The 17,010-nt window shown below is 53.6% G+C and carries 16 protein-coding genes; 5 read left to right on the plus strand and 11 right to left on the minus strand.

The window, feature by feature from the left end:
* Positions 1 to 274: 274 nt before the first annotated feature.
* Both C4S74_RS23295 and hisC read right to left on the minus strand, forming a co-directional pair.
* Positions 275 to 1,474, minus strand: a complete 1,200-nt coding sequence (locus tag C4S74_RS23295; RefSeq protein ID WP_103997723.1) for a pyridoxal phosphate-dependent aminotransferase — start codon at positions 1,472 to 1,474, stop codon at positions 275 to 277.
* A 47-nt stretch (positions 1,475 to 1,521) separates the two neighbouring features.
* Entirely contained in the window at positions 1,522 to 2,616 is a 1,095-nt protein-coding gene (gene hisC / locus C4S74_RS23300; protein ID WP_103997724.1) for a histidinol-phosphate transaminase, read from the minus strand.
* Between the two features lie 228 nt (positions 2,617 to 2,844).
* Here hisC and C4S74_RS23305 point away from each other — a divergent pair, with 228 nt between their 5' ends.
* Positions 2,845 to 3,177, plus strand: coding sequence for a YtrH family sporulation protein (locus C4S74_RS23305; RefSeq protein ID WP_103997725.1), 333 nt, complete (start codon positions 2,845 to 2,847; stop codon positions 3,175 to 3,177).
* Positions 3,174 to 3,725, plus strand: a complete 552-nt coding sequence (locus C4S74_RS23310; protein ID WP_103997726.1) for a hypothetical protein — start codon at positions 3,174 to 3,176, stop codon at positions 3,723 to 3,725. Before C4S74_RS23305 ends, C4S74_RS23310 begins: the two co-directional genes overlap by 4 nt.
* A gap of 43 nt (positions 3,726 to 3,768) precedes the next feature.
* Here C4S74_RS23310 and C4S74_RS23315 read toward each other — a convergent pair whose 3' ends face one another.
* Genes C4S74_RS23315 through C4S74_RS23325 form a run of 3 tightly spaced genes read right to left on the minus strand, consistent with a single transcriptional unit; the run spans position 3,769 to position 7,679 of the window.
* A complete protein-coding gene (locus tag C4S74_RS23315) occupies positions 3,769 to 4,707 on the minus strand; it encodes a polyprenyl synthetase family protein (RefSeq protein WP_103997727.1) in 939 nt (312 codons plus the stop codon).
* A gap of 24 nt (positions 4,708 to 4,731) precedes the next feature.
* The gene (locus C4S74_RS23320; RefSeq protein ID WP_103997728.1) at positions 4,732 to 5,355 is read right to left on the minus strand and encodes a response regulator transcription factor; all 624 of its coding nucleotides are present in this window, start codon (positions 5,353 to 5,355) and stop codon (positions 4,732 to 4,734) included.
* Positions 5,352 to 7,679, minus strand: a complete 2,328-nt coding sequence (locus C4S74_RS23325) for an ATP-binding protein (protein ID WP_103997729.1) — start codon at positions 7,677 to 7,679, stop codon at positions 5,352 to 5,354. Before C4S74_RS23325 ends, C4S74_RS23320 begins: the two co-directional genes overlap by 4 nt.
* A 602-nt stretch (positions 7,680 to 8,281) precedes the next feature.
* On the opposite strand from C4S74_RS23325, the gene C4S74_RS26725 reads away from it, so the two are divergent.
* Positions 8,282 to 8,425: a hypothetical protein gene (locus C4S74_RS26725; protein WP_009674608.1), complete on the plus strand. Its 144-nt coding sequence runs from the start codon at positions 8,282 to 8,284 to the stop codon at positions 8,423 to 8,425.
* A gap of 165 nt (positions 8,426 to 8,590) precedes the next feature.
* Positions 8,591 to 8,887, plus strand: a complete 297-nt coding sequence (locus C4S74_RS23330; protein ID WP_103997730.1) for a YtpI family protein — start codon at positions 8,591 to 8,593, stop codon at positions 8,885 to 8,887.
* Here C4S74_RS23330 and C4S74_RS23335 read toward each other — a convergent pair whose 3' ends face one another.
* The 3 genes from C4S74_RS23335 to C4S74_RS26730 form a co-directional block, all read right to left on the minus strand.
* Positions 8,888 to 10,225: a DRTGG domain-containing protein gene (locus C4S74_RS23335; protein ID WP_103997731.1), complete on the minus strand. Its 1,338-nt coding sequence runs from the start codon at positions 10,223 to 10,225 to the stop codon at positions 8,888 to 8,890.
* Positions 10,226 to 10,782: 557 nt separating this feature from the next.
* On the minus strand, positions 10,783 to 11,058 hold the full coding sequence (locus C4S74_RS23345) for a hypothetical protein (protein ID WP_103997733.1): 276 nt from the start codon (positions 11,056 to 11,058) through the stop codon (positions 10,783 to 10,785).
* A 129-nt stretch (positions 11,059 to 11,187) separates the two neighbouring features.
* Positions 11,188 to 11,355: a hypothetical protein gene (locus C4S74_RS26730; protein WP_181024522.1), complete on the minus strand. Its 168-nt coding sequence runs from the start codon at positions 11,353 to 11,355 to the stop codon at positions 11,188 to 11,190.
* Between the two features lie 129 nt (positions 11,356 to 11,484).
* Here C4S74_RS26730 and C4S74_RS23350 point away from each other — a divergent pair, with 129 nt between their 5' ends.
* Complete coding sequence (locus C4S74_RS23350) at positions 11,485 to 13,416, plus strand: ABC transporter substrate-binding protein (protein WP_103997734.1); 1,932 nt, start codon at positions 11,485 to 11,487, stop codon at positions 13,414 to 13,416.
* Positions 13,417 to 13,591: 175 nt separating this feature from the next.
* Here the strand turns inward: C4S74_RS23350 and C4S74_RS23355 are convergent, their stop codons facing one another.
* The 3 genes from C4S74_RS23355 to C4S74_RS23365 form a co-directional block, all read right to left on the minus strand.
* Positions 13,592 to 14,587, minus strand: coding sequence for an acryloyl-CoA reductase (locus C4S74_RS23355; RefSeq protein ID WP_103997735.1), 996 nt, complete (start codon positions 14,585 to 14,587; stop codon positions 13,592 to 13,594).
* 109 nt (positions 14,588 to 14,696) lie between these two features.
* Positions 14,697 to 15,533 carry a PRD domain-containing protein gene (locus tag C4S74_RS23360; RefSeq protein ID WP_103997736.1) on the minus strand — a complete coding sequence of 279 codons (837 nt, stop codon included), beginning with the start codon at positions 15,531 to 15,533 and terminating at the stop codon, positions 14,697 to 14,699.
* Positions 15,534 to 15,548: 15 nt separating this feature from the next.
* Positions 15,549 to 16,982 carry a PTS transporter subunit EIIC gene (locus tag C4S74_RS23365; protein WP_103997737.1) on the minus strand — a complete coding sequence of 478 codons (1,434 nt, stop codon included), beginning with the start codon at positions 16,980 to 16,982 and terminating at the stop codon, positions 15,549 to 15,551.
* Between the last annotated feature and the right edge of the window lie 28 nt (positions 16,983 to 17,010).

Below are 17,010 nucleotides of genomic sequence, written 5' to 3' on the forward strand. Positions count from 1 at the left end.
AAAAAAGCCGCCTGTACCCGTAGGGACAGACGGCTTCTAATCGCTGCTGCTGCCATGCGTCCGCAGCGGCTTATTTTTGTTTGAGGCAGGCCTCGCGGCAATGCGTACCGGAATGCGCGAATGCGCATCCGCCAGCCGTCTTTCACGCAAAGCCGCAAGCTCCGAGCTCACGGTGCTTGACGTTCAACCACAGTGATCAACCAGCACAAACCCTCTAATTCGCAAAAAGGCCTGTACTTCTCCCGCTTTCTGCGCGCTCTGTCCGGCTGCTCGGTTACCGGTAAGAATCCAGAAGCGCCTTGAACACTTTGCCGGAGCGCTCGATCTGCTTGACCGGCACGCTGTAGGACAGCCGGAAGTGTCCGCCGCGGCCGAAGCCGCTTCCCGGCACGATCAGAAGGCGATGCTCCTGCACCGCTTTCAGGCAGAACTCGACGTCGTCGGCAATCGGTGTCTTCGGGAATATGAAGAAGCCTCCCTGCGGCACGGTGAATTCATACCCCGCCTCCTGCAGGACTTCGACCATAAGATCGCGGCGTTTGCGGTATTCCTGCTGCTCGACGGCAAGCGTATCCATACGCGTAATGACACGCTGCATCATAACCGGCGCATTGACAAATCCGAGCGTCCGGTTGCTGAAAACGAAGGCCTGGGCAAGCAGCTGCGCGTCGTCTGCCGAAGCGTCTACCGCGACATAACCGAGCCGCTCTCCGGCGATGCCGAGGTCTTTGCTGAACGAGCTGACGAGAATCGTACGCCCGTATGCGGCAAACGGGTTCGGCGGAACCGCGTCGTACACCAGTTGGCTGTAAGGGTCGTCGTACACCATGTAGATCAGGCCGCCGTGTTTTTTCTCGCCCTCTGCGAGCACTTTTCCCAGTTCGTTTAAATTGTCCTGCGTAAGCAGCGTGCCGGTCGGATTGCCCGGTGTGTTGATAATGATCGCGCGCGTTCTCTCCGTGATCGCCTGGGCGACACGCTGCGTATCGACGCTGAAATCGTCTGCGAGGGGAACATGAACCGCGACGCCGCCGTGATTGTCGGCATAGTAGTCGTATTCCACGAAGTAAGGCGTCAGCAGAATCACTTCATCGCCGGGATTCAGGATGCTTTTCAGGACTACGTTCAGTCCTCCGCCCGCACCGACCGTCATGACGATATGCTCGGGCTTGACGCTGCCTCCGTAACGGCCGTTGAGATAGTCCGCCACTTTCTGTCTTGCCGAGGGCAGTCCCTGATTCGGAATGTACTGGTGCTTGCCCAGCTCGCCGCTGTTCACCGTATCGGCCAGTGCTTTCAGGAAAGTCTCGGGCGGCTCGACCACCGGATTTCCGAGCGAGAAATCATACACTTCGTCGGCTCCGTAAATGTCGATCAGCCGCTTCCCTTCATCGAAGAGCTTGCGGATCCAGGAGCCTTTTTCAAGCTGGCCTGCGAGTTTTTCGGAAATTGCGCCTTTCGCTGGAGATGTCATAGCGTTGCTCCTTTAGTACATTTTATTTTTGTAAACAAAAACGGGGTTTAATCTCCCGATGGAACCGTTTCATTCTCCGGCCGGCTAACCAGTTCTTCAAGGAGAGTCAGCAGCTTCCGGTTCTCTTCTTCCGTTCCTATGCTGATCCGGATTTTGTCCTCCAGCAGCGGGGAATCGAAATGCCGGATGTACACGTGCCGCTCCGCCAGCCACTGGGTAATCCCCCGTGCGGATAGTCCCTGGCCCGCCGGAGGCGTGCAGAGCAGGAAGTTCGTCTCCGATTCGGGGACGGCAAACCCGAGGCTGCGAAGACTGACGCCCAAGCTGCTTCTGGAAGCCCGGATACGGCTGACGGTTTCGTCGAAATAGGCCCGGTCCCTCAGCGCGGCAGCCGCGATCGTTTGCGTGAGCATGCTCACGTTGTAGGAATCTTTGCATTTATCGAGCGCCTCGATCAGAGCCTCGTCCGCAAACGCATAGCCGAAACGGATGCCGCAAAGCGAATATGATTTCGATAACGTGCGCAGAACGAGCAGGTTCGGGCAGCGGCCGATAAGCCTCAAAGCGCTCGCTTCTCCATCGGCAAAGTCGATATAGGCTTCATCGACGATCATAAGCCCTTCGTACCGGTTCGCAAGCTCCTCGATCGCCTCCACGGACACCAGTAATCCCGTAGGGGCATTGGGATTTACGAGAATGATAGCCTGGGAAGGCACGGCGAGCAGAGCTTCCGTATCGATGCTGAAATCCTCCCGTGTCGGTACGAATTCGCAGTGTACCCGGTGTATGTCCGCCGCGGTCCGGTAGAGCGAATAGGTCGGATAAGGCAGGGCGATGGTGCTTCCCTCTTCCAGAAACGCTTTGAACAGGAGGGAGATGATCTCATCGGAACCGTTGCCGCAAAATACCTGGCTGCGGTTCACACCGTAGATATCCGCCAACACCTCCCTTACAGGCTCGGCCGTAGCGTTGGGATAGCGCCTCAGCAAGGCGTAATCGAAACCCGCAAGCGCCATCCTCACATCCGGTGAAGGCGGGTAAGGATTTTCGTTGGAATTGAGCTTGACGACCTGCTGCTCCGCTTCCGGCTGAAAGCCGGGTATGTAGGGGGCCATGCTGCGAATATGGGCTTTGGCGTACAAGAAATCCGCCTCCTCTGCTCTTATAAATCTCCGGTGAAAATTCTTTTTTAACCAGTATAACGCAAATTTCCGAAGATTCTAGCAAAAAAATAGAGACCGGTCCGTTCTGCAAGAATCGCGGACTTTCTCTCTTTTCTCTATCATAAACGCTCGCGGAGCTTCATAGACTATACCAAAGGGATCCTATCAAAACCGCACAGAAGTCCAATAAAGAAAGAAGGGAATCAGGTGACGGCCTTTGTCACTTCCGCGATACTCAATTTTTTCGTAGCATTCGGCGTCGTCATGGGAGGCAGCATGCTTGCGGGAATCGGCTCGGTTCTGTCACTTCAGCCCCCGACTTACAAGATGCTGCTTATCGCCGAGAATATTAAAATTTGGGCGATGGTCGCCGCAATCGGAGGCACGATCGATCCCATCCGGATGATCCAGGACAACTTCCAGGACGGGCAGCTCTCCCCCGCCTTCAAGCAAATTCTGCTGATCATCAGCGCCTATATCGGGGCGCATATGGGCACGTCGCTCATCCAGCTGATCTGCAAGGGGGGCGGGCAGTCTTGAAAATACCCAGCTTCGACCGTTACCCCCGTTTCCTTGCGGGTATCGGACTTTTTTTAGCGGGAGGGGTCGTCGGCAGCGCCGTATTTCTAAGCTTGTACCATCATACCTACAACGTGCTCGTGATTGAAAACTGGAATCTGAAAAAAGAAAACAACGGGCTTCAGCTGGATATCGAATCTCTGAATAAATTCAAAAACAAACAAGGACTGATCACGCGTGTGACCGTCCATTTGTACAATGATATTCAGCATCCGCTGGAAAGCCATGTTCAGAAAGCGCTGGAAGACCGGGTCAAGAGGGATCTGAAAATCGTCGAAGGACAGAAGCTGGGGGAAATCCGGGATTCACCCCAATTGTACGAACGCCTCATCGCGAACAAAACGTATTACGGCGTAATCGATAAAGACTACATCGTCAACGTCAAAGCGATGGCGCTCGTACAGTCGGAGCTGACCGTGTGGATTACGGCGGACGAGCCCAAGAAGCAGGCTCTCCCCGATAAAGGGACGATCGTGCCCGATCATGACGCCTTTAACGGCTCTTACTAGCCTTTCCTATTTAAATAGACGGCAAGGGCTGAATCCGGGGGCGTTACAGCTCGAAACGGGCCAGCGCGATCTCCCGGAAAGCTTCCTTGTTCGCGGAAGCGGCCGGGATTTCGGCAAACAGCTCGTCCGCATGGTGCAGATACAAGTTCTGAATCGTACGCGTGTATTCGATGCAGCCCGAGTCCACGACATACTGGACGCACTGCGGCTTATGCTTTAAAAATTGCGGCTGGTCGATCTCACCCTTGTAATACTGCTGGATGACCGGGAATTCCGTATCTTCCTCGTCCAGAAGGAACAGGACCGGAATGGTTTTCTTTTTCTGCACGAGATCGTTTTTGTAATCGAAGCGGAGCAGGTCGCTCAAATCGTTGTCGAGCTGGGCCATCAGTCCCATATAGACGGCCAGGCGGTTCAGCTTGCCGACGGTATCCTCATCGGCGTTCGCGTCCGTGCAGGCGTAACCCATGTACAGAGCCAGTTGAACCAGCGTGCCGGACTTGCGCTGTACCATTCCGACGTAGTCCTCTTCCGTCTGTACGGCATTCGTCACGTCCAGGTGCTGGCCGTTAATCGCCTCCGTAATAAATTCGCATACTTTGGCGGGATCGGGCAGAGGAGCGGCCGGATATTGGCGGCGGAGAGCCCCCAGTTCGGAGACGGATGCCGTCACGAGTCCCGTGTATACGTTCAGCGCCTGCTCCTGGGGCACGGTCATCCACGGCTTCTCCGTGTTGTCCTGATCCTGGATATCGTCCATGATATCCAGCGCGAGCAGCATAAGCTCGGTCAATGCGGCGGTCCGGTGAATAGCCGGATTGCTTCCGCCCAGCAGATCGTGAACGCTCCAGGTGAGCTCTCCCCAGATAGAATGCTCTTCTTTTTTGTCCGCCACGCTTCTTAACAGCAGTTCTTTCAAGGAAGGTACGGTAAAATACGTTTCAATAAGATCCTGAATATCGCTCCAAACTTCAGCCTTCATGCTGCACCGCCTTTTCGGGATTGGTCAACGCTTGATTTGTAAAAATTTCTCGATAGCCTGAGCCCGGGATTTCACCCCGAACTTGTCGTAAATTTTGCGCACGTAGTTGTCCACCGAGCGTTTGCTCATATGAATCTCATCGGCAATCTGCTCATTGGTGGCGCCTTTGACGATCTGGTTCATGATGTTGATTTCCTCGTCGGTCAAGCTCGACAAATCATCGTCCGGATGGCTGAGCCTCATCTGGTGCAGCAGGGAGATCGGAATGACGGACTGGCCCTCTTTCAGAGCCCGCATCATGTTGCGGATCTGGTCTTCGCTCGAGTCTTTGGACATGATGCCGCATACGCCGAGCTCAAGAAGGTTGTTCAGAATCGGCATATAATCAATGCCTGTGAAAATCACGATCTGGACGTCCTTGTTCAGTTCCTTCATTTTGACGGCGACTTCCATGCCCGTTAAATCGGGAAGATGAAAATCGAGAAAGATGATGGACGGATTCAGCTTCACCATCATTTCCACGCCCATTTCCCCGGTCGTCGCGACGCCGACCACTTGAATATTCTCCTCCTGCTCCAGAATAAACTTCGTGCCGTATGCCATGGCGGGGTGGTCGTCAACTATTAGGATATGTTGTATTTTATTCATGTCGGTATGCCTTCCTTTATAGGGATCTGAATTCTCACTTCAACGCCTTTACCCGTCATGGACTCCATCGTAAACTGCCCGTTTAAATGCAGGACCCGGCCTTTCATCTGCTCCAGGCCCATACCGGAACGGCCGACTGTCTTGCCCGACGACGAATTGGGTTTAAAGCCGATTCCATCGTCCTCGTAGTGAATGCTAACCTCGCTTCCGCTTGCGACAAGCCGGATGAAAAGCCGGCTGGCCTGCGAATGTTTCTTCGCATTTGTAATCAATTCCTGAATGACGCGGAAAATATGGCGTTTCGCCTCATAATCGAGATTCTCCATCGCCGTCGTCTTTCCTTCCGTCACGAACTGAATTTCGTAATCGCCGAGACTCGATTCGGTATCCACGAGGTTCTGCAGGGCACGGACAAGCCCGATATTTTTAAGCAGATAAGGATTCAGCTCGAAGCAGCACTGCCGCAAATTCATATTGATCAGTTCCAGGTGGTTCAAAATATCTTTAAGCTGCCGGTGGTCGTCGGGATTAAGCAGCTGCTTCTGAAGATTTTTCAATTTCCGTTGGACGAAGAAAATATCCTGCATGGTCGTATCGTGCAAATCGGTCGCGATCCGTGTCCGCTCCTTCTCCTGCAGATCGAACATGGTCTTGCGGAACCAGACGTATTCCTCGCTGCCTTCCTGGTTGGGAAGCTCCGAGGCCAGCTCCAGAAGTTTCATGTTCAGCTTGCGGATCAGATACAGGTTCTCCAGGCTGACCGACAGGTACGAAATAATGAGACTCAGCCACTGGGTTTCTTCCCGGTTCATAAACGTATTGGTCTTCTTTTTGGCCATAACCAGATAGCTCACATATTCCTCGTGCCCTTTGATCAGCGTTCGCGTATATTCGGAGTCGAACCAGTCGCCGGTAAGGAACCGCCTTTTCACATCCTGCTCGTCGATATTCCCCTCACTGATGATTTCGAGGGTTCCGGACGCATACTGAATGACGATGGCCCCTCCGTATACTTGCAAAATGTCCACGATATCCACCAATACGATATCTCTGAGCTCGCGGAAATTCGTAATGCTGCCGAGGGCTCCGGCGATTTTTTTGAGTGCCTGCTGGAGGTAATATTTCCTGGGAAACATAATCTTCTCCAGCCGGGTCGCGAAATACTCCAGAGAGTAGGTGACGAACGTCAGCACGACCATCGTGGTCGTAAAACTGATCACCATATGCTTCAGTGTCGCGTCTTTCTGGAAAATAAAATAATTGACGGCTACAAGCACGGCGCTCGGCAGTACGGAGATCACAGCTGTGTAGAAAACCCGCCGCAAAATGATATCCAGGTCGTAAAGCTGCTTGGACATAATGAGATAGCCGAAGGTGACGGGGAAGAAGAGAATGAACCAGCCGCTGTAATAAGAAAATGCCAGTTCCGTCTGAAACAGAATCCTCGGGATAAAGTTCAGGAACGCCAGCGGACAGAAAGACAGGCCCAGGCAAAATATAATCGTTTTAATAATGGTAAATAAATAATCGTTCGATTTTCTGTATTTCTTGTATAAATGGACCAGCAAATAAATATTCATAATAAAGCCGGCTATGAAGAAACTCATCGTGCCGTAATAAATGATTTTGTAGAACTTGAAGTTCGCCTCCGGGAAAAACATGCTGAGCTGCAGCAGAGAAGAGAATCCGATGGCGGCGTACACGTATTTCATGTAGCGCGTCGAGAATGTGAAATTGGATCGTTCCCGGAAGAACATAATCAGAAACTGCAGAAACAGAAAGGGCAGGCACGCTACCAGACTTGTCGTCATTCCCTTGGCCAGAATATCGGTCCGGGTCGATGCGCCCAGACACATAAAGATCAGCCCGATATTCAGAAAGACGGCGGACAGCATAAGGGCCGACCGGGATTTGGAAAGCCGGCTGTAAATCAGAAACGCGAAAACAAAAGCAATGATCTCGCCCAGCAGGGACAAAATATCGACCGTCATGGACGTGGCATGATCTCGCGTCGTAAAGGTCAGTTCTTTATCACCGCGAAGGACGGTAATGACGTCCGCCTGCTCGATACTGTAATATTTCTTGACCGTCAGATGCTCCTCCGGCCTTTTCCCGTCTATGCTTACGATCTTGTCGTCCGGCTTAAAGCCGATCTTGGAACCGATGCTGACCCGCTCCAGCTGTGTGATGACCCATTCCTGCTTGGGGTTCTGATCCACGATAATACCCAGGTACGGATACCGGTAAGCTACCCTTAAACACCAAAACTGAAGGAAGATGATGCCTATAAAAAACAATATCATCCATTTTTTTTTGGAATTCATAAAATCCACCTTTTCGAGTTCAAGTTTTTAAGGTAATATAGGAAATAAGTTTTATATTAATTTCAAAGTGAGGTGTCTGTCATGCAAACGGCAGTACTATGGTCCCGTGAACTGAAGCAAGCTGTTAAAGAAGCTGTAAGTTCCAAAGCGGCTCCCGTATCCTCCGCATCTTTGTCCAAACTTGAAGTAGAATCACTGCAAAAAGCGGTTTCCAGCGAGAAACCGGAAGTTAGATATATGATGTGGTAAACCTATCCACATCATAGCAAAAAACAAAAAGATTGCATATCAGCCCACTGCTGATATGCAATCTTTTTTTATGGTCCATCTGCACTAGACTGCACAACTGCGCAAACCCGTTTGCGCAGTTGTTCACGGGTAAAGACCGAACTGCCATAGCAGAATTTATTTTAAGACATAAGTTCCTATATGTGTCTTTAAATCAAACTGTATTTCTTCCATTATTATCCTTCTTTAGTTGCGCATCAGTGAAAATAATTTTGCATCCTTGCGAAACAAAATTGCGCTGATAATGTAAGGTTTTAAAGATAATATAAAAGTATACATTTTTATCCATAGACCAGAACTTAGGAGTGTTATTTATGACCCAGTACCAATTCGATAACTTTTTTGAAGATCTTCTCAAAGATACGCTGATCGAAAAGTTCGAAACTGTGGAAGTACCACGGCTGCAGCTGGAATCCTCCTGGGAGAAACTGCAGCAGAAACTAGAGATAAGCAACTGACCCGTTTTGCGCCTTCAGGCTAAATTAAAATTTGTATTCGACAGAAAGAACCGAACTCCTTCTTTACCCATGACAGCCGGTTGCCCCAGAGGCCCCGGCTTCGTTGCTTTTTCCGGGGAAAATCGGTACAGTTAAAGCAAAACATCTGTAGGGGGCTTTCCGTACATGTTAGAAACGGTTCAAATCGTACTATCCGTGCTTATTTTTATTACCCTGCTGTTCTCGGTCGTCTTCAGCTTCCGCTCCCGCCGGAAAACCGATCCCAAACAAAGAGGCACCAACGCCGCGCTGATGAACATCTGCATGGGGCTGATGCTTATTCTTATTGCCGTGACGCAGCTGTTCTTCCTCTCGGATACGCCGGTGCGCCGTATATTCGGGACCGTCTGCCTGCTGCTCGGGCTGTTTAACCTGTTTGCGGGAATCCGCAATTATTCGTACTTCTCCCGCATGTCCCGCTGATCAGACGCCGTCGATAAACTGGGCCGTCAGCATCGCCCGGCAAACCAGCGTGCCCGCATGGTAGATCTGCACGTCGATTTTGCCGAATTTGCGGCTCACTTCCAGAATGTTGGGCCGGATCTGGATCTCGCTTTCGATCTGCACGGGTTTGATAAAGTACGTCGACATGTTATCCATCACGAGGTCCCCCTTCTTGACGGTCTGTACGACGCGGTACGCCGCTTCCGTCATGAGAGTGGTCAGGACCCCTTCCGAAACCGTCCCCAGATGATTCGTCATCTGGGGCGTTATCGTTCCGCGGAACACCACGTTCCCCTGTTCGTCCCGGAACTCCTCGAATCTCCCCCAGATAAGATCCTCGAACGTCTCCCCGTTCTGCGGCTGCTTCTGGATATACTGCATCGCCTTGAGCACATCGTTGCGGTTGATCACGCCGAGCATTTTGCGGTTACCGTCCACTACCGGCAGCAGCTCGATCCCTTCCCACACCATCATATGGGCGGCGGAAGCGACGGAAGTCTGCGGGCTGACCGTCAGCGGATTCCGCGTCATCAGGCGGTCGACAGTCTGGCCGGCATCGGCCCCCAGCATATCTTTCGGGGCCACAAGCCCGATAACGCGGTTCCACTCGTCCGTGACGGGAAACCGGCTGTGCCCCGTCTCTTCGACCAGCGCGCTCCATTCCTTGACCGTGCTGTTCGCTTTCAAGGCGAAGACATGCGGATTCGTCGTCAAAATATCCTCGACAAGAAGAATTTTTTTCTTGATGAGACGGTCATAGATGGCGCGGTTAATCATCGAAGCCACCGTGAAGGAATCGTAGCTGCTCGATATGATGGGAAGCTCCAGCTTATCCGCCAGCTTCGTCATCTCCGGACTTGTATGGAAGCCGCCCGTTATGAGGACCCCGGACCCCTGCTCCAAAGCCAGCCTGTGCACTTCCTCGCGGTTGCCCACGATAAGCAGGGACCCCGCCTCCACGTAACGCATCATCGCGTCGAGTTCCATCGCTCCGATCACGAATTTGTGCAGCGTCTTCTCCAGTCCGTTCATTCCGCCAAGCACTTCGCCGTCCACGATATTCACGACTTCTTCGAAGGTCAGCTTATCGATATTGCGGCGTTCCCGCTTGCCGACCCTGACCGTGCCGACCCGTTCCTTCGTGGAAACGAGGCCCTGGTTTTCCGCTTCTTTAATGGCCCGGTATGCGGTGCCTTCGCTCACTTCGAGCTGATCGGCGATTTTGCGGACGCTGATCTTGCTTCCGATCTTCAAGCTCTCGATATAGCGGAGAATCTGTTCGTGCTTCGTTAACGATTCTGTTCCCGTTTCATCCAACTGTACTACCCCCGTCCGATTCGCTGTATTAGTCTGTTAAGTTTATTATAGACGAAGAAAAACCAAACGAAAAGCGCGGAAGGCGCTGTCCGTCTGGTTTTTCTTCACTATTATCTCCGCATGTTCACGAGGGACTGCGTCGTTCGCGATGCCAGTGGCGCCCGCGATGCGTGCGCAATGTCCCAGATACCTGCGGCGCTCATGATGTACGGAGCACTTGCGCGGTGTCCGCGATATCCTGATTCCTCGGATGTACGGAGCACTTGCGACGTTCGCGATATCCTGATTCCTCAGGATGTACAGAGCACTTGCGACGTTCGCGATATCCTGATTCCTCAGGATGTACAGAGCACTTGCGACGTTCGCGATATCCTGATTCCTCAGGATGTACGGAGCACTTGCGGCGTTCGCGATATCCTGATTCCTCAGGATGTACGGAGCACTTGCGGCGTTCGCGATATCCCGGGGCACTCACGATATGCGCAGCACTTGGGAAGTTCGCGGCGCCCCTGCTCTGCGGCGTCCGTGAGCCCCTGCATCTGCCGTGATCCCCGGACTTACTTGCGCAGGCCCAGCATTTTCTTGCCCTGCAGCCGCTGCTCCATCCGCCAGCGTTTCATCCGCTTGATGCGGACGATCTCCTGCCGGGTCTCCTCGTCGACACCGAGCAGCTCGTGCAGATGTGCCGCGATGATCAGCAGGGCGAAACAGATCCAAAGCGCACCGAACACCGTCGGCAGGGTAAAGCCTCCCCCAATATCAAGCTGCGGTACGGAGTACAGCAGCATACCAAGCGCGAGGCTCATAAAAATCACGTTCTTGAAACCTTTCACGGCTGTTCACGCTCCCCCTGAAGTGACGGCATTCAGACATCCCGCCTTATAACCGCTGCCCGCGGCAGCTTCGGGACATGCCGCCTGTACTACATCCTATGACAGTCTCAGGGTCTTTATGATTACGTTTTATACGGCGGATTTAGCGGTTGTACTGGCGTTCTTCGTTCCGTGTTTACTGCCCATGAGCTTCGAGCAGAGAAAACGTCCGAATTTGGTATAGTCCCGGAGTCTGCGATCCAGGTCCCGGTTGTGCTGTTCCATTTCTTTTTCCAGATAATACGGTTGTGGATACATGCGTCAAACCCCTTTCTTTGTGTTAAGCGGCCGGCTACCTTTGATTATAGATGGAATAAGAGGAACAAAAAGAGTATAATTACCTTTAATATTTTCCCCTTTTTTACACCTAAAAGGAGACCGGACTTTATGCAGCTTTACGATTATTATCTGCAGCTGCGCGTCAGCCAGCCGCAAGCGCGCGAAGGCGAGCCCGTTCCGATCACGCTCGATCTGCTGGCCGGCCATTGGTTCTGCACCGTACGGAACGTGAAGCTGCTGCTTAAGAAGATGGCTCATTTGGACTGGATACTGTGGCAGCCGGGCTGCGGACGCGGGCGTTCTTCGCTGCTTACTTTCGTGATTCCGGCGCCGGAGCTTATCTCCCGGACGGCGATGGACTTGACCCGGAAAGGCGACTTCAAAGCCGCCGTCGAGCTTATCCACACCTATGGACGCATCTATGCCCTTAAGGACAGTTTTCTTGAATGGATGTCCGGGTATTTCGGCTTCAACTCCGCAGCCTCCGGGGGAGCCGTCCAGGATACCTTGCGGCTACCCTTGTTCCGGCCCCCGGTTTCGCTTGATCCCGCCCACGCCATCTATGCCGTAGACTGTCATCTCATCAGCCATGTGTTCTCTACGCTGCTGGAACTCGACTCCGCGACGGGAAACCTGCTGCCCCAGCTTGCCTATTATTGGGAAAGCAGTGCGGACGGAACGGAGTGGACTTTTTATCTGCGCAAAAAAGTTTACTTCCATCACGGCCGGGAAATGGATGCGGAAGACGTAAAATATACGCTGGAGCGGCTTGTCGAGCCCGCTACAGACTCAAGCTGGTCCTGGCTAATGCGGGACGTGGCATTCCTTCTTCCCGTAACCCCGCACATACTGCGGATCGGACTCAAGCGGCCCAACCATCTGCTGCCTTTCTTCCTGACGTTCCCGGCGGCTTCTATCGTACCCGAAGATGTGGCCCGGGATAATCCTTCCCTCTTTGGACGCTCCCCTATAGGTACAGGACCTTTCCGGATGGAGTTTTATGACAAATACATCTGCCGGCTTCATGCCTTTGACGGGTATTACGGCGTTCGTCCGCATCTGGATGTGATCGAGATGTGGATTTTGCCCGAACAGCTTGCCGCTTACCGCCCTAAAGGGGAGGATAAGCTCATCATCTCCCACGGGGATGTCCCGATGCCTGAGGACGAGTATGAGCAGCAGGGCTTTCAAACCAAAGAGGAGCATGTATTCGACGGAAGCACCGTGCTCACATTCAACACCAGACGGGGACCATGCCGGAGCCTGCCGCTCCGTCAGGCCATCGACCGGCTTATCGACCGTAAGGCCATGGTCCGGGAGCTCGGAAATAACCGGGTCGGCCCCTCGCGGGGCATCACGCGGGATTTTCTGCTTCGTCACGGTTCCCGCCGTCATGAACATTTTGACCGGGATGCAAGTTGTCACGAGTCTTCTTTGACCGCGGAAGAGCTGATCAGGGCTTCGGGTTACGCCGGCGAGACGCTGCGGCTGGTTGCGTACGCCCAGCATGGCGAAGACGCCCGATGGGTAGCGGGGAAGCTATCGGAAGCCGGCCTTAACGTGGAAGTGGAAACGATGCAGCCCGCCGCTTTTACCGACCGGGAGTATGTTCATCAGGCCGACCTCTGCTTGTTCATGCCCCTTTCCGACTCTCCGCTCGGTTTTCTGGGGCATCTTATCCAAACGTCCAGCTTTATTTACAGGCATATGAGCTCCGGGCTGCAAAGCCGCATACAGAGCGCAGTGGGACAGATTCAGCGCGAAGCTTCCTTCGAACGGCAGGCGGAGGAGCTCCTGAATATTGAGGAAATGCTTCTGGCAGACACAGCCTTGCTTTTTTTATTAAAAAAAACGTTCCGGGTCGCGGTTCATTCCTCGATCGGAGGCGTCCGCATAGACCGTCAGGGCTGGGTCGATTACCGCCATCTTTTCGTAAGAGAACGATCCGCTTCGAAAACGTTTGATGGAGATGAATTTTCCGCTGACGGAAGCAGCGGGAAGTCCACGACGAAAGGCAGTAAAAAAGACGCCCGGCTCTAAAAGAGCGGCGGCGCCTGACAGTGAATTTCACGGTAGGGGAACTAGTAACACGTTTGGGGAACGGAGCTTATAAGCGCACCGCACGGGATCGGCGCGCCATCGAACAGGACAAAAAGCCGTCAGCCGCGGGTATCCGCGTTTGACGGCTTTTTTGGCGTTCGCTGTCTGGCTTACGCTACAGGCGCACGACGACGCGGCCGCGCATGCGGCCCGCCAGGATGTCCTCCAGCGCCGCAGGCACCTCCTCCAGCGCGATCTCCCGCTGGATCATGTCTCCCAGGCTGCGCGGCTTAAGGTCGCCGGCAAGCCGCTCCCACAGCTTCCTGCGCAAACCTTCTGGACAGTAGACGGAGTCTATGCCCAGAAGGTTCACGCCGCGCAGGATGAACGGGTACACGGTGGCGGGGAACGTCCCGCCTCCGGTAAGCCCGCTGAGGGCGACGGAGCCGCCGTACCGTACCGTGCCGAGCACGTACGGAAGCGACGCCCCGCCCACAGGGTCTACCGCCGCGCTCCACTGCTCGCGGCGGAGCGGCTTGCCGTCTTCTGCCGCAAGCGCTTCGCGCGGCAGCACTTCGCTTGCTCCGAGTCCGCGCAGGTACGCGTGCTCGGAGCTTTTGCCCGTGCTGGCGGCGACCTCGTAACCGAGACCCGCCAGCATGGAAACGGCGGTGCTGCCCACGCCGCCGGTTGCCCCCGTGACAAGCACGGGACCTTGGCCCGGACGCAGGCCGTTGTCTTCCAGCCGCTGGATGGAGAGAGCGGCCGTGAAGCCGGCGGTGCCGAGTGCCATGACGTCCCTCATCGTCAGGCCGTCCGGTACGGGCACCGCCCAATCCGCCGGAACCCGGGCCAGCTCGCTGTATCCGCCGAAATGTCCGGTACCGAGCGCGTAGCCGGTGACGAGAATTTCGTCCCCTTCCTTGTACCGCGGATCGGCCGAAGAGACGACGGTACCCGACAAGTCGATGCCGAGTACCATCGGATAAGAACGGACGGTCTTGCTCTCCGGCGTGGAGGCAAGCCCGTCCTTAAAGTTGACGCCGGAGTAGGCAACCTTTACCAGCAGCTCGCCTTCGGGCAGCTCCTCCGTCGTCATTTCACGTATCCCTAGTGAAAAGCCCTGCCCGGTCTTGTCGACCCGCAAAGCGCGGAATGTGGAATCTGTCATGATTCATCCCCCCTCATTCCGATCTTATCACGATTGCTGCCGTCGAGAAAATGCGGGGTGCCGCTTCCGACCGGAGCCCGCCGCTTTCCCTACGGCAGCAGAGAACCGTTCAGTCCATCCCCGAGCGCTGCATCTGCCGTTCAAGGTGAAGCGCCAGAAATCCGATCTCATCCATCGGAATCGGTTTTTGCAGATTCGCTTTGAGCAGCTCCGCCAAAAGGACCGCTTTTTGAAACGCCAGAGGATATTCCTCGCAGATTTTACCCAGCAGGGGATTCCGTATCGTTTTTTGTTCCGTAATCCGGTCGATAAGCGCTTTTAAATGAGAAATAAAACGGACGGTCGAGAAGGAATTATCGAAATCCAGGCCGAGTTCCTTCGCTCTCTCGATTACCTGTGCGACCAGCCTGACCACCGCAAGCGCCGTGCCTTTCTCCACCTTGGTCCGGGCGGTATGAAAATGCATCGCCAGAAACGCGATTTCATCGTCCGGCAGCTTTACATCCAGATGCTGATTCAGGAAATCGATCGCCTTGCTGGCTATCCGGTATTCTTCCTCATACAAATGCTTGATCTCGTATGCGAACGGATTGAGAATATGAACCCCCCGCTTGCAGCGTTCCACAGCAAAGTTGATATGATCGACAAGCGCGGCGTGAATCGTTTCGGAAAATTCCCCTTCCAGATGACCCTGCGCGTAAGCGATCACTTCTTCCGTAATCCCGATAATTTTGACGTCGACGGCGTGAAGAATATGCTCGTAATGCTCCAGCACTTCCGAGGTATGCAGAAGAAATTCCTGCGAAATGTCGGCGTCCTGTATAATCATGCCCGGTACCTTTTTGAATCCGATTCCTTTGCCGAACGCAATTGAATTTTTGCCGGTCGAAAGCTTCGTCATGACTACATTATGGGAAAGCACGTGAATGATTTTTCTTTGAATCATAAGGTTCTCCTCCATCTATGCAGCTAAGCGTTTGGCAATGGATTCCTTAATCAGTTCCGAGTCCGTTCCGAAAATAACGTGCACGTGTCCCTTTCCCATGTTCATAATTCCGAATGCACCCAGTTCCTTCAGTTTTTCTTCCTCCACATGCTCGGCTTCTTTAAGCCACAGCCTCAGCCGGGTAATGCAGGAATCCACTTTGATGATATTGTCGATGCCGCCTACGCTGTTTACGATTGCCGTAATCCGTTCCTCCTCCGGTGGCGGAGCCGAAGAGACGATCGCCGCGGCCAGACCGGGAAAATCTTCTTCCCTGCCCGGGGTTTTCAGTTTAAAGGCTTTAATGAGAAACAGGAACAACCCGTAATAGACGACAAAATAGACCGCTCCGATGATCAGAAACATAAAAGGAAATTCCTTTAATTTCCAATTCAACAGTAAATCGATAATTCCTCCTGAAAAACTGAAACCGAGCTTAATATTGAACAGATGCATGAGCAGCATCGCCAGACCGTTCAGTACCGCATGGACTCCGTAAAGTAGGGGTGCCGCGAACATAAACGAAAATTCCAGCGGCTCCGTCACCCCGGTGAGCATCGAGGTAAGGGCGGCGCTGTAAAGCAGGGCCGCCGCTTTGTTCCGTTTCTCCGGCAGCGCGCATTTGATCATGGCCAAGGCGGCCGCCGGCAGACCGAATATCATCGTCGGGAAAAAGCCGCTCATAAACATGCCCGCGCTCGGATCGCCCGCGTTGTAACGGGTCATATCGCCATGAACATAGGTTCCGGGAGCCGTCATGAACTCCCCCACCTGAAACCACACAATACTGTTCAGAATATGGTGAAGACCCGTAACGAGGAGAAGCCGGTTCAGAAAGCCGTACATAAATACGCCGATTCCCCCGGCATCTACGATCCAAAGACCCGCATCCCGGATCACCTCCTGAACCGGCGGCCAGATCAGTCCCATAATTCCGCCCATGACGACCATAACGAGCGAGGTAATGATCGGCACAAAGCGCCGGCCTCCGAAAAACATGAGATAATCCGGCAGCTTGATGTTATGAAACCGGTTGAACAGCATTACGGTGATAAGGCCCGTCATCATTCCTCCGAGCACGCCCATATCCAGATGGGCTCCGGGAATGGACTGCTCCGCGGGTACGCTTTCAAAAATAGCAAGCGCTCTCACAAATACGACGTATCCCACCGTTGCGGCGAGCGCCGCCACTCCTTGACCGGACGTCATGCCGATCGCGATGCCGATCGCAAACAGCAGAGGAAGGTTATCCACAATAGCCTGCCCGCCGGCGCTGAATATTTTGGAGATGAAGATCAGAAAAGGATCCTCGAAAGTAAAAGCGCCGAGCCGCTGCAAAATTGCGGCGGCCGGCAGGACGGCAATCGGTATCATCAGAGACCGGCCGACTTTTTGAAGCGTATGCAGCATGTTTGCTCACCTTTTTTCATGTTGCGGA

The sequence above is a fragment of the Paenibacillus sp. UNC499MF genome (genome assembly GCF_900107975.1).
Classification (GTDB): domain Bacteria; phylum Bacillota; class Bacilli; order Paenibacillales; family NBRC-103111; genus Paenibacillus_F.